Genomic DNA, 12,192 nt, shown 5'->3' with positions numbered 1-12,192 from the left:
CCCACAACCGCGTGCCGGGCCCTCTCGGGCCCGGCACCGCGCCTGACACCCCTGGAGGTGCGTGATGCCGTCCGCCGGCCTGCGCAGCTACGTAGAGGCGATCCCGGGCACGCCGCTGCCGCACGGCATCCTCGGCGCCTCATGCACGACCATCACCGACGTCACCGAGGACCGCATCCACGAGCTCAACGGGGTGGAGTGGCTGGCCCTGGGCTGCTGCCCCGTCCTGGACTGGCCCGACCCGTGCGACGAGGAGAGCCCCGGCGAGGAGTCGCCCGGCAGCCCGGCACAGAAGGAGTTCTGCCGTCCCACCACCGAACACGCTGCCCCCATCACGGTCTACGCCGGCTCGGAGTGCTCCACCCTCGGCTGGACCTACGCCGAAGCCCGAGCCCACGCCGAGGCCACCATGGCTCTGGGCGAACAGCACGCGCTGGAGGCCGCGTTCTGGCGGACCAAGCTCGCCATGGACGCCGTCGACCTGACCCCTGCCCAGGGCCCGGTGAGCGTCGCCCAGGGCGTGGCCGCGCTGGAGGGCTGCCTGGCGGCGTCCTACGGGGGTATCGGCACCCTCCACGTCCCGGCCGGCGTCGCCGCGCTGCTCGGCTGCTGCAACGTCCTGCGGGAGGACCCGGAGTCCGGTGCGCTGCGCACCCTCGCCGGGAACTGCGCGATCATCGGCGCCGGCTACTCCGCCGCCGGCCCGGGGAACATCCCGGCCGAGCCCGGCACCGCGTGGCTCTACATCACCGGCCCCCTGGTCATCCGCCGCGGCCCGGTGGACACCATCCCGGACCAGGCGGGTGCCTCCGTCAACTACCGCACCAACGACCGGAAAGTCCTCGTCGAGCGGACCTATGTGGTCGGCACGACGTGCACCGTGTGCGCGATCCAGGTGGTGACCTATGACTGACCTCATCCACGTCCAGCCCACCCCGGCGCAGCGGCGCGCGTTCGCACAGTGGGCGGTCGACCAGACCCCCAAGCTGCGCACCGTCGGCCCCAACGCGTTCGCCGTCCCGGCCGAGCTGTTCACCCAGGCCCCGGAGGAGATCCTGATCGGCTCCCTCGTTGACGGCCACCGGTACATCTCCCCCCAGGAGGACGCCCAGGAGGGGAGGGCGGCCCCCGGGGAGCTGCTGGGGGTGGCCACCCCGGAGGGACTGGCAGAGCCCGGCACGGGGGAGCCGAGGGACGCCGTGCCCGGCGAGCCGCTGCCGGAGGTACCCGCCTCCGCGTACGGCCCGGACTCCGTGCCCCTCGACGTGGCCGGCGACGAGGCCGAGGACAGCGACTCAAGCGACCAGTCCGCCGAACTCGCCCAAGACACCGGACCGTTCCCGTGCGACCTGTGCGAGCGGGAGTACGCGACCGAGCGCGGCCGGGACAGCCACCGCCGCCAGAAGCACCCGGAGGCGTAGCGGCCCCCTGGCGGATGGGACGCCCGCGACCAGGGGCACCGTCCATGCCCAGGCCATCGAGCCGTAAGGAGCACCATGCGCATCCTGGCCATCCTGCCGGTCTACGACCAGGTGCCCCCGGCAGGCGCACACGTCACCACGCGCGAGTACATCCAGCACCTGGCGGCAGCCGGTCACGCGGTCCACGTGGTGACCACCGTGAAGGATCCGACGGGCGAGCCGCGCACCGAGGGCGGCGTGCGGGTATGGCCGCTGCCGTACTGGCTGCGCGCTGTCCGCGTGGCGCAGCCCGATGTGGTGATCTCCCACCACCGGGACCGGAAGGCCGCGCGGATCGTTGCCCAGACGCCCGGTGTGCCGCACCTGCTGATGGTGCACGGTATGGCCGACGACCTGAACCTCGGTCGGCCGGCCCTGGCCTGGTACCCGTCCCATGCCTGCCGCGCCCACTACCCGCACCGAGGCCGTTCCATCGTCCTGCCGCCGCCGATCGACCCGGAGCGGTACCGCACCGTCCCCGGCGAGCTGGTGACCCTGAACGGCTCCACGGCCGCGAAGGGCGCCGACGTGGTCGCCCAGCTCGCCGGCCGGATGCCCGACACCCGATTCCTCGTCGTGCGCACCCCGCGACGCGACGACCCGCCGATGCCCGGGAACGTTGAACTGGTCGACCGCGCGGACCCGATGCAGGTGTACGCCCGCACACGCATCCTGCTCATGCCGTCCACGACGGAGTCGTACGGGCGCGTCGGCGCCGAGGCCATGCTGTCGGGTATCCCCGTTCTCGCCTCCCCGCTGCCCGGGGTGCAGGAAGCGCTGGGCACGGCCGCGACGTACATCGAGCGAGAGGACGTCACCAGGTGGGCGAGGGAGATCCGCCGGCTGTCCGGCCCGGCCGCCTACGCGGCAGCGTCCGCCGTGGCCGTTGCCCACAGCGAGACGCTCGACTACGCGGGCAGCCTGAGCGCCTTCGAGGAGGCGTGCGCCAGCCTGCTCCCCTCCCGACCGGCCAGAGCCCGCCACCACCAGAGCCCCCCGCGCACCCCCGCAGGCGCGGCCTCAGCCGGGCCTCCGCCGACGGCTGAGGTGGTGGCCTGGGTGCACTACGGCGTGCCCTACCGGCGTGCTGGCTCGGAGACCATGCTGCACACGATGATGCGGGCGTTGAAGGACGCGGGCACCAGTGTCCTGGTCATCTGCTCCGAGATGCCCGAGGCGCCCGCCGTGTGGGACGTGGACGGCGTCCCCTACGCCCAGCTCACCCCGGCCGCGGCCGAGGCAACGATCCGCCGTATGCGGCCCAGGGTCCTCGCCACGCACCACCACTTCGCCTCCGACGCGATCACCCTGTCCAAGAAGGTCGGGGCCCGGTCGGTACTGCTGCTGCACAACGACCACGAGCAGCCGGCCGTAGCGCTCGGCCCGGACCTGTGCGTCTATAACACCGACTGGGTGATGAAGTCGTTGGCCGCGCGCTACCCGCAGCTCGACCAGGCCCGCGCGCTGGTCATCCACCCCCCGGTGATCGTCGAGGAGCACCGGGCGCCGAAGACCGGCGACCACGTCACCCTGGTCAACCTGAATGCCAACAAGGGCGTCGCGACCTGGCGCGGGGCAGCGGCCCTCCTGGGCTCCCTGCCGTTCCTCGGGGTCACGGGCGCCCACGGCCGGCAGGTGACCCGCCACGCCCTCCGGAACATCCGAGTCATCCCGCAGACCTCCGACATGCGCCGGGATGTGTGGAGCCGGACGCGGGTCCTCACCGCGCCGAGCATCTACGAGTCGTTCGGCATGGCCGCCGTGGAAGCCCTGGCCTCCGGCATCCCGGTCATCGCCCACCCCACCCCCGGGCTCCGGGAAGCGCTCGGGGATGCCGGCACCTTCCTTGACCGGTCCGACGTCCGAGCCTGGGCGGCAGCGATCCGCACCCTGTACCACGACGGCCCCGCCCGCGACCGGATGGTGGCCGCGGCCCGCGCTCGCAGCGCGTTCCTCGCCGACCAGTCGCGTCACGAGCTGGAGCTGTGGGTGGAGGCCATCAGCACGCTCGGGGGCGGTACGAGGCCGCGCCTCCTCGCACCGGACGGCGCCCAGACCGAGGTGACCGCCCAGGAGCACCAGCAGTCCCAGGCCGCGGCGGAGGCCCAGAGCGCGGCCGGCTAGTGGGCCGAGCACGGCGCTCTGGCGCCAGCCGAATGAGCCGCGCGGTGCCGTCGGCCCTTCCCGACGGCACCGCGCACTTCGCGGCCAGGAGCAGCAAGGGGCGCGCGGCTATGCTGTTGACGTCGCCGCTGGTTGTGGGCCGGGCCGACCAACACGCAGAACTGTTGGAGGCCCGCAGTGCCCACTCCTCTGATCGCCAACGCCGACACCATCCGCGTCACCCGGCTCGACGGCTGTGGCCGCCCCGTCTGCGGCGTTGACAACGGCTTCACCTTCGACTGCTTCGCGAGCCTCTCCATGAACCCGAACACGGATGAGGGCGAGGACGTCGAGTACCGGGCCGCCAACGGCAGGATCTGCGGCTTCAAGCGCGGGTGCCCCAGCTTCCGCGGCTTCGACGTCGAATTGAGTTTCTTCGCCATCAGCCCCGAGTTCATCGAGATCACCACTGGCAACCCCGTGGTGTACGGCTACAACGGCCAGCCCATCGGCTACGACGACTGTTCCGTCCAGTGCAACAGCGGCTTCGCGATCGAGCTGTGGGCCGAGGTGCTGAGCGAGGACGCATGCGCCCCGGGCGGCGGGGACGGGGCGTGGATCTACTTCCTCCTGCCCTGGGTGACGAACGGGCAGCTCGGCGACATGGAGATCGGTTCCGAGTCTGTCTCCCTCACCCTCTCCGGCGCCACGCGCGCGGGCGGCGGGTGGGGCGTCGGCCCGTACGACGTCATGCCGATCGACGCCGCCGGCACGCCGGGCACCCTGCTCACCCCGCTCGGGTCGACCTGCCACCGCAGGACGTTCGTCACGACCGTGGCCCCGCCGGAGGCCGTCGGGGACTACACCCCGGTCGCCGGCGACATGTGCCTGGCCTCCTGACCGTGAACGCGCCGGACATCGTGGTTCCGGTGCGGGAGGGGGCCGTCAACGAGCAGCTTCGCTTTGCCCTCCGCTCGTGGGCGGCCCACCTGCCTCACGGCCGGGTGTGGCTGATCGGATACCGACCACGATGGGCGGCCGGTGTCGAGCACATCGCCACCAGGCAGACCGGAACGAAGTACCAGAACACCACCCTCGCCGTGCGCGCGGCCTGCCAGCACCCGGGGGTCTCCGACGTGTTCCTCCTCGCCAACGACGACATGTTCGTCATGCACCCCTTGCCGGACGGAATGCCGGTGCTCCACCGGGGCCCGGTCAAGGCTGTGGAGGCGTACTACGCGGCCCGAGCCTCCAGGCAGTACCTGCGGGGGATGCGGGAGACCAGGGCGCTCCTGGAGAGCCGCGGCCACCCCGAGCCGCTGTCCTACGAGCTCCACGTCCCGATGCCCGTCCAGAAGACCGCGATGCTCGCGGCACTCGAGGAAGCCAGGCACCTGGACGTGGTCCACAAGCGGACGCTCTACGGCAACCTCGCCGGCCTGGGCGGCAAGGAGATCCCGGACGTGAAGATCCTCCACCGCGCCCCCCACGGGTACGGCCCCAACAGCCGCTTCCTGTCCACCATGCCGGACTCCTTCGCGGCCGGGCACGTCGGCCAGTTCATCCGCCGCGCCTTCCCCGACCCGAGCCCGTACGAGACCCCCGGGAGACGCTGATGCCGCTGCAAGTCGGGCCGTGCGACCCGTGGGAGGTAGACCTGTGCTGCCAACTCCCGGAGGACCTGGACCAGGCGGTCATCGACCGGTGGACACGGGTGGCCTCCCAGACCCTTTGGCGGCTGTCCGGGATGCGGTGGGGACCGTGCCCGGTGACCGTGCGGCCGTGCCGCCGCTCCTGCCTGGACTCGGCGCCCGTCTCGTTCCAGGCCGAGGTGGGCACGGGCCCCTGGGTGCCGTACATCGGGACGGACGGCCTGTGGCGCAACGCGAGCGTCTGCGGCTGCATGTCCTCGTCGGACTGCTCCTGCGGGGAGCTGTGCGAGGTCAAGCTCCCCGGCCCCGTGTACGACGTCATCAGCGTCAACGTGGACGGCGAAGACCTCGTTCCGGAGGCTTACCGGGTGGACGCACCCGGCCGCCTGGTGCGCACGGACGGGGAGTGCTGGCCCACCTGCCAGGACATGGCCGCCCCGTCCGGGACGCCGGGCACGTTCACCGTGGAGTACCGGTGGGGGCTGCCGCTGGACGAGTCGGCCATCGCCGCCGTCTCGGAGCTGACCTGCCAGCTCATCCTGGCCTGTCTGCCCCCGGGCACGAAGGGGTGCGGGGAGTGCCGGCTGCCCGGCAACGTGACGAGGGTGGTCCGTAGAGGCGTCGAGATCGAGATGGTCGACCCCACGGTCATCTTCGCCGAGGGGCGCACCGGCCTGCCGCTGGTGGACCTGTGGCTCAAGACGGTCAACCCCCACGGCCTGGCCTCGCCCTCCCGCGTCTACAGCCCCGACTACCGGCGCCCGAGGGTGACGACATGGCCCTGAACCTGCTCGCCGTGCACGACCTCGCGGAGACCGTCCTGGGGTGCGTGTGCCAGGCCCTGGAAGAGACAGCCGCGACGGTCGAGGACCAACCTGGATGCCCCTGCCGTGCCTGCGTGGTCCCCGGCCCGCCCGCGTGGGACGGCTGCAATGACCCGTGCGGCGTGGACGGCCAGGGCGCCGGCGGACAGCTGACCGTCCACGTCGCCCGGATCTTCGCCACCAGCTCCTTCCCGGTGGACGACCGGGTGGTTCAGGGCGGGCGGAACTGCGCCCCGCCGGCCGCGACCGGGGTGGAGCTCGTCGTCACCCTGCTGCGCTGCGCTCCGGTCGTGGACGATCGCGGCTGCCCGCCCTCGTGCGAGGAGCTGGCGGCCGCGGCCCGGACGGTCCACCTGGACGCGGCCACGATCTACAACGCGCTGCTGTGCTGCCTGCCGACCACGGGCACCAGGCGCCGGGGCCCGATGTTCTTCCTCGGCGCCCAGCGCGTGCTGGAGCAAGAAGGCGGCTGCATGGGGGTGGAGCAGCGCGTCACGGTGGCACTGCCCGGCTGTGGGTGCCCGAGCGAGGAGACGTCACCGTGAAGATCAGCGACTTGATCCCGCGTTTGCACCGGATGTGGGAGGAGCACGGCGACCTGGACGTGCGGGCGTACGACTACTCGGATATCACTCCGAGCGCAGTGGAGACGCCCGAGGTTGAGTCCAACAAGCAGGGCGAGACGTACGTCCTACTTCGCCCGTAGAGGAGGTCTGCGGTGTCTGTTGAGGTAAGGATCGACCCAGGGCGGATCGTCCGGCTGCTGCGGCTGCGTGGAGGCATCGCGGAACGAGGGCTGCGCCGGCGAACGGAGCGCGTCGCCAACCTCGCGGAGCGGAAGGCACCCGGGTCCATGGGTGACTACGTGTCCTGGAAGATCGGGCAGGGGCCCAACGGCCTCCAGGGCGTGGTCACCTGTGACCACCCGGCGGTGCGGTTCGTGCTGGACGGCACCCGTCCGCACGTCATCCGGCCCCGTCGGGCGAAGGCGCTGCGCTTCGACATGGGCGGGCGCATGGTGTTCGCCAAGAAGGTCACCCACCCGGGGACGAGGGCGAACAACTTCCTGGCGGAGGCGTTGCGCGAGGGCCGGTAGGACGTGTCCGGTCGATCAAGTCCGACCGCTCGGCGATCGCCGTGGCTGGACCACCGGTCGGTGTGTCTGCGCTCTGCCGCTGATAACAGCAGCATGCATAGGATGCGCGCATGGGCATGCGGAAGATCATCGAGGACCTGGTGGAGGAAGCCGAACGGCAGATCCGTGATCAGGCGTGGGACCTGTCACCCACCGACCGTACCGTCGCCGCGAAGGCCGCCGCTGACCTCCACTCCGCCGTCGGTACCCCACAGTCCCAGCAGACCTTGACCGAGGTCGACCGACTGGAGCGCCTGCGCGAAGCACTCGCCGCACTGGCCATCGCCCTCGCTCACGTCCACGGACGGCTGGCCTGGTTCCTCGGCGCAGCCGCTACCGCTCTGACGCCCGTCCTGCACTGGCGAGCTCTGCCCGCCGGAGACGGCCCTACCTTCGGCGCCGTCCAGCCGGCCCCTCAGGAGTACAAGGAAGCCGAAGAGGCGATCCGCCGGCTCCAGAGAACCCTCGCCAGCATCAAAACCGCCTGAAAACATCCGGCCCAGCCAGGGAGCGTCGTGATCGCCCGTCTTGGCGGCTGCCGACGGCCCCGGCCCGGCCGCGGCTACCCTTCGGGGTACGCCGCTGGTTTTGGGCCGGGCGACCGCGCGGGAGTGGAAGGGCATACCCGTGGCCAACAAGAAGTTCGCGCTCAACACACAGCCGCACGAGGCCGAGATCGGCGACGACGTGACGCTGCTGTTCCTGCCCGAGGTGATGGGTGATGAGTTCCTGGACGCGTACGGGCGTCTCCAGGAGACGATCAAGAAGCTGAACATCGACCTGAGCGACGCGGTCAGCGTGGACCTGTCCGACGTCCGGGAGGCGAACGTCGCGCTCCGGGTGTTCCTCGCGTCCCTCATGCTGCCGGAGTCCGCCGAGCAGTTCGCCCGGTGGGAGGTCCGCGTCGGCGGAAAGACCGTTGGCTCCTACCGCGACCCGGAAGAGGCTCGGGAGGCGGCGGAGGGCCGGAAGGGCGGGAAGGTCGTGGACGCTGGTATGCGGCTGCCGGACCGCGTCCTGGTCGAGCTGATGGAGTGGGTAGTCGAGCTGTACGGAGGTGCGGGCGGCCAGCGCCCTCCTACGTCGTCGAACGCCTCTGCCTCAGCATCTCCCGGTCCTGGTCCGCGTGGGAGGGCCGCCTTGCCCTCCAAGGCGTCGACATCCACACGTGGCCGCTAAGGGTCATGCTCTCCGCCGCCGAGGCCGCGATCGATGACGCAGCCGAGGACGAGGCACAACGGGAGCGCAACCGCGCCGAGCTGTACGCGCCGCCCCGGGCGGCTGGTCCCGGCGGCCGGCGCATGAGGCCGCCACCTACCAGGCGCCTGGACCCATCCGGGGCCCAAGCCCTCATGGCCCAGCTCGCCGCCGAAGACGCACAACTCGCCGGACGGCGCACCGGCTAGTCTGGACATCGCCGCTGGTTTTGGGCCGGGCAACCACCGCACACGCGTGGGGTTGCCTTGGCCGAGGAAGAGGACTACGGCGTCGGCCGTATCCGCATCGAGCTGGACGATGCGGGTGCGGTCGCCGACGCACGGGACCTCGGCGCGCGAATCCAGAGAGCGCTAGACCGCAGCACCCGCACCGTCGGCGCGCAGATCCGGCGAAACGTCCAACGCGGGCTGAACGCGGCCGGCGCCGTCAGCGTCCAGGTCGAACCGGACGTACGGCGGTTCGGCCGGCTGCTCACCACGGGACTGCGCGGCCTGTCGGCCGTCAGCGTCCCCGTCACCCCGGACCTGTCCCGGTTCCGGGGGCTCCTCGTCGCCGGCCTCCGGGGCCTGGACGCCGTGGCGGTGCCAGTCACCCCCAACCTGTCCCGGTTCCGGACGCTCCTCGCCACCGGTGTCCGCGCCCTGGGCGCCGTCAACGTCCCGGTGGCCCCGGACCTGCGCCGCTTTGACCGGGAGCTGCTGCGCGGGCTGCGTGGCCTGGACGGGATCAACATCCCCGTCCTGCCAGACCTGAGCCGCTTCGACCGCGGACTCCTCCGGGGCCTGCGTGGCCTGGACGGGATCAACATCCCCGTCCTGCCGGACCTGGACCAGTTTGCGGAGCGAGTCCGCGCGGCCCTGGACGGCCAGGAGTTCACCATCCGGATCGTCCCGGACCTGGACGGCCTGGACGAGCGGATCCGGGCGCACAACGCGCCGGACATCAACGTCAACGCCGACGTCGACACCGGACGGTTCGGCCGCGCCCTGGGTGCCTTGGGCGGGATCGCCGGTCGGGTCGCTGGTGCCCTGGGCGGATTGCTCAAGATCGGCGCCATCGGCATCGCGGCAGCCGGCGCCGCGACGGCTGTCGGCGGGCTCGCCGCGGCCCTGGCCCCGGCGGTCGGCATCATCGCCGCGTACCCGGCGGTCATCCTCGGTTTCCAGGCCGCGCTCGGCGCGCTGCGCCTGGCCCTGATGGGCGTCAAGGAGGCTTTCGGCGCAGCGCTGACCGGCACGGCTAAGGAGTTCCAGAAGTCTCTGGAAGGACTGTCACCGGCAGCCCAGGCCGCAGCCCGGGAAGTACGCGCGCTCAAGCCCGCCGTCGAGGCACTCCGATCCTCGGTACAGGACGCGTTCTTCTCCCAGTTGAAGGGGGAGATCACTGCGGTTGCCGGGGCGCTGCGGGGGCCGCTGCAGAGCGGGCTGACGGGCATCGCCGAAGGCTGGGGGCGCGCCGCGCTCGGGGTGACCGGCTATCTCAAGGGCGTCCGGGGCGTCAGCAACATCAAGAGCATCCTCGGTGCGGCGGAGCAGGCCGTCGGCGGTCTGAGCTTGACCACGAACAAGCTGACCGCCGGGTTCCTCCAGATGGCTGCGGTCATCTCCGACCGGTTCGGCGCCGAGCTGGCGTCGGGAATCTCCGGCTTGGGCGAGAGGTTCGGGACGTTCCTCCAGCGGGCTGCACAGGGCGGCGACGCCGTGCGGTGGGTGGACCAGGCCCTCAACGCTTTCGCCCGGCTCGGGGACCTCCTGGGCAACGTCGGCTCGATCATCGCCGGTGTCTTCCGGGCCGGGGAAGTCTCGGGCGGCGGGTTCCTCGGCAACTTGCAGGAGATCACCCGGTCCATGGCGGAGTTCGTCAACTCCGCCCGTGGCCAGGAGGCCATCGCCGCCGTCTTCCGCACGGTGGCCACGGTCGCGGCCCAGCTCGGCCCCATCCTGGCCGCCCTGATCACCCAGGTCGGCGCCATCGCGCCAGCCCTCGCCCCCATCTTCACCGCGCTCGGGCCGGCGATCGTCGGACTGATCAACTCCCTCGGGCCAGCCCTGGCCCAGATCGCCCCGGCGCTCGCAACCGTCGGCTCGGCCCTGGCCGAGGCGTTCGCCGCCGTCGGCCCTGCCCTAGGCCCAGTCGGCGCCGGGATCGCGGCCGTGTTGCGGGCCTTGACCCCGCTGCTGCCGCTCGCCGGACAACTCGTCGCCACCCTGGCGGGCGCCCTGGCCCCCATCCTCCAGGCCCTCGCCGCAGCCCTCGCCCCGGTCATCTCGGCCCTGGTCAGCGCCCTGATGCCGGTTCTGCCGCCCATCACACAAGCCTTCGTTGCCCTCGCGACCGCGATCACCCCGCTCGCGGCCGTCCTGGGCCGGCAACTGGCCGCGCAGATCGGGGTCCTCTCCCCGCTGCTGGCGTCCGTCGCTGACGTCCTGCTCCAGGTCGCGACGGCCCTCGTCCCGGTCATCTCCGCTCTGACGGACGCGCTGCTGCCGGTCCTGCCGCCGATCATCGAGGCGTTCACGGCCGTCGTCCAGGCCGTCATGCCGCTCCTGCCGCCGATTGCGCAGCTCGTCGCGGCTCTCGCCCCGCTGGTGGTGCTGGCCATGCGGCTGTTGGCGCCGCTGCTGGCGGTCGCGGCCGGGTTCGCCTCCTGGGCCGTGATCAACACTGTGGTGCCGATCATCTCCGGGGTGGTCGGCGTCGTCGCCGGCCTGGTGTCCGGCCTCGCGTCCGCGATCACCTTCGTGGTCGGGCTGCCGGGCCGGATCGTCGCCGCCCTGGGCTCCCTGGCCTCCACGGTCAGCACGTTCTTCTCCAACCTGTTCACGTCGCTGGGCACGACCCTGACCAGCGGCTTCACCGCCGTGGTCGGCTTCTTCACCCGGCTCCCCGGGATGATCATGGCCGGACTGCGGGCGCTCCCGGGGCTGCTGGTCGACCTGTTCGTCAACGCCGTCGCCGCCGTGGGCATCGCCCTCTTGACCGCCGTCGCGGCGGTGATCTTCATCTTCACCGTGCTGCCGGGCCGGATCTACAACGCCCTGGCCTCCCTGGGCTCCCGGATGATGACCGCCTTCCGGAACGCGTTCAACTCGGCGCGCGCCGCGACCTCCTCGTTCCTGTCCTCGACGGCCACGTTCTTCGCCCAGCTCCCGGGCCGGGTGGGCTCGGCCCTGGCCGCACTGCCGGGGCGGGTCCGGTCGATGTTCACCTCCGCCGGCTCCTCGGCCCTGTCCGCGGCCCGCTCGCTCGGCTCCTCGGTCGTCTCGTTCTTTTCACAACTGCCCGGCCGGGTCGGGTCTGCCTTGTCGTCGGTCGGCTCCCGGATCGCGTCCGCGTTCCGCAGCGCGGTTGGCAGCGCGAGGAGCGCGGTTTCCTCGCTGATCTCCTCCGTGGTGGGGCTGTTCTCGACGCTGCCCGGCCGGATCGTCAACAGCCTGGGGAACATCGGCAGCCGCATCGTGAGCAAGATCAAGGGCGGGCTTCCCTCGGCGGTCCGCAACCTGTTGCCCTTCGCCAACGGCGGCATCGTCACCAGCCCGACGGCCGCACTGATCGGCGAGGCGGGCAAGGAGGTTGTCCTGCCGCTCACCAGGCCGGCCAGAGCCGTGGAGCTCGCCGAGAAGTCCGGGCTGCTGGACCTGCTCGCCAAGAGGGGCGTTATCGCCCGCGACGGGGGCGGAGGCGCCGGCGGCGTGAGCCGCACCGTCACCCACAACTGGAACATCAGCACGCCGGCACAGGACCCCCGCGTCCTGGCCGAGCACCTGTACGGCCAACTGGCCCGAGCGGCAGGGGTGTGA

The 12,192-nt window shown here is 71.8% G+C and carries 12 protein-coding genes; all 12 read left to right on the top strand.

Annotated elements, in window-relative coordinates:
• Positions 1-64 precede the first annotated feature (64 nt).
• The 12 genes from AB0D45_RS02435 (at position 65) to AB0D45_RS02380 (ending at position 12,192) form a co-directional block, all read left to right on the top strand.
• On the top strand, positions 65-913 hold the full coding sequence (locus AB0D45_RS02435; RefSeq protein WP_362454919.1) for a cupin: 849 nt from the start codon (positions 65-67) through the stop codon (positions 911-913).
• Entirely contained in the window at positions 906-1,421 is a 516-nt protein-coding gene (locus AB0D45_RS02430; protein WP_362454918.1) for a hypothetical protein, read from the top strand. Before AB0D45_RS02435 ends, AB0D45_RS02430 begins: the two co-directional genes overlap by 8 nt.
• 75 nt (positions 1,422-1,496) lie before the next feature.
• Positions 1,497-3,584 carry a glycosyltransferase family 4 protein gene (locus tag AB0D45_RS02425; RefSeq protein ID WP_362454917.1) on the top strand — a complete coding sequence of 696 codons (2,088 nt, stop codon included), beginning with the start codon at positions 1,497-1,499 and terminating at the stop codon, positions 3,582-3,584.
• A gap of 177 nt (positions 3,585-3,761) precedes the next feature.
• Complete coding sequence (locus AB0D45_RS02420) at positions 3,762-4,463, top strand: hypothetical protein (protein ID WP_362454916.1); 702 nt, start codon at positions 3,762-3,764, stop codon at positions 4,461-4,463.
• A gap of 2 nt (positions 4,464-4,465) precedes the next feature.
• The gene (locus tag AB0D45_RS02415) at positions 4,466-5,179 is read left to right on the top strand and encodes a hypothetical protein (protein ID WP_362454915.1); all 714 of its coding nucleotides are present in this window, start codon (positions 4,466-4,468) and stop codon (positions 5,177-5,179) included.
• Positions 5,179-6,000 carry a hypothetical protein gene (locus AB0D45_RS02410; RefSeq protein WP_362454914.1) on the top strand — a complete coding sequence of 274 codons (822 nt, stop codon included), beginning with the start codon at positions 5,179-5,181 and terminating at the stop codon, positions 5,998-6,000. Before AB0D45_RS02415 ends, AB0D45_RS02410 begins: the two co-directional genes overlap by 1 nt.
• Complete coding sequence (locus tag AB0D45_RS02405) at positions 5,991-6,584, top strand: hypothetical protein (protein ID WP_362454913.1); 594 nt, start codon at positions 5,991-5,993, stop codon at positions 6,582-6,584. Before AB0D45_RS02410 ends, AB0D45_RS02405 begins: the two co-directional genes overlap by 10 nt.
• 11 nt (positions 6,585-6,595) lie before the next feature.
• On the top strand, positions 6,596-6,745 hold the full coding sequence (locus tag AB0D45_RS02400) for a hypothetical protein (RefSeq protein WP_362454912.1): 150 nt from the start codon (positions 6,596-6,598) through the stop codon (positions 6,743-6,745).
• 12 nt (positions 6,746-6,757) lie between these two features.
• Positions 6,758-7,135 (top strand): hypothetical protein, encoded by a 378-nt coding sequence (locus AB0D45_RS02395; RefSeq protein WP_362454911.1) that lies wholly within the window; start codon positions 6,758-6,760, stop codon positions 7,133-7,135.
• A gap of 110 nt (positions 7,136-7,245) precedes the next feature.
• Positions 7,246-7,662, top strand: coding sequence for a hypothetical protein (locus AB0D45_RS02390; protein WP_362454910.1), 417 nt, complete (start codon positions 7,246-7,248; stop codon positions 7,660-7,662).
• Positions 7,663-7,801: 139 nt separating this feature from the next.
• On the top strand, positions 7,802-8,353 hold the full coding sequence (locus tag AB0D45_RS02385) for a hypothetical protein (protein WP_362454909.1): 552 nt from the start codon (positions 7,802-7,804) through the stop codon (positions 8,351-8,353).
• A 284-nt stretch (positions 8,354-8,637) separates the two neighbouring features.
• Positions 8,638-12,192 carry a hypothetical protein gene (locus AB0D45_RS02380; protein ID WP_362454908.1) on the top strand — a complete coding sequence of 1,185 codons (3,555 nt, stop codon included), beginning with the start codon at positions 8,638-8,640 and terminating at the stop codon, positions 12,190-12,192.

Origin of the sequence: Streptomyces sp. NPDC048352 (assembly GCF_040651895.1) — a bacterium.
Taxonomy (GTDB): Bacteria; Actinomycetota; Actinomycetes; order Streptomycetales; family Streptomycetaceae; genus Streptomyces.
Note: the sequence above shows the minus strand (reverse complement) of the source record. Positions and strands in the feature narration are given on the sequence as shown.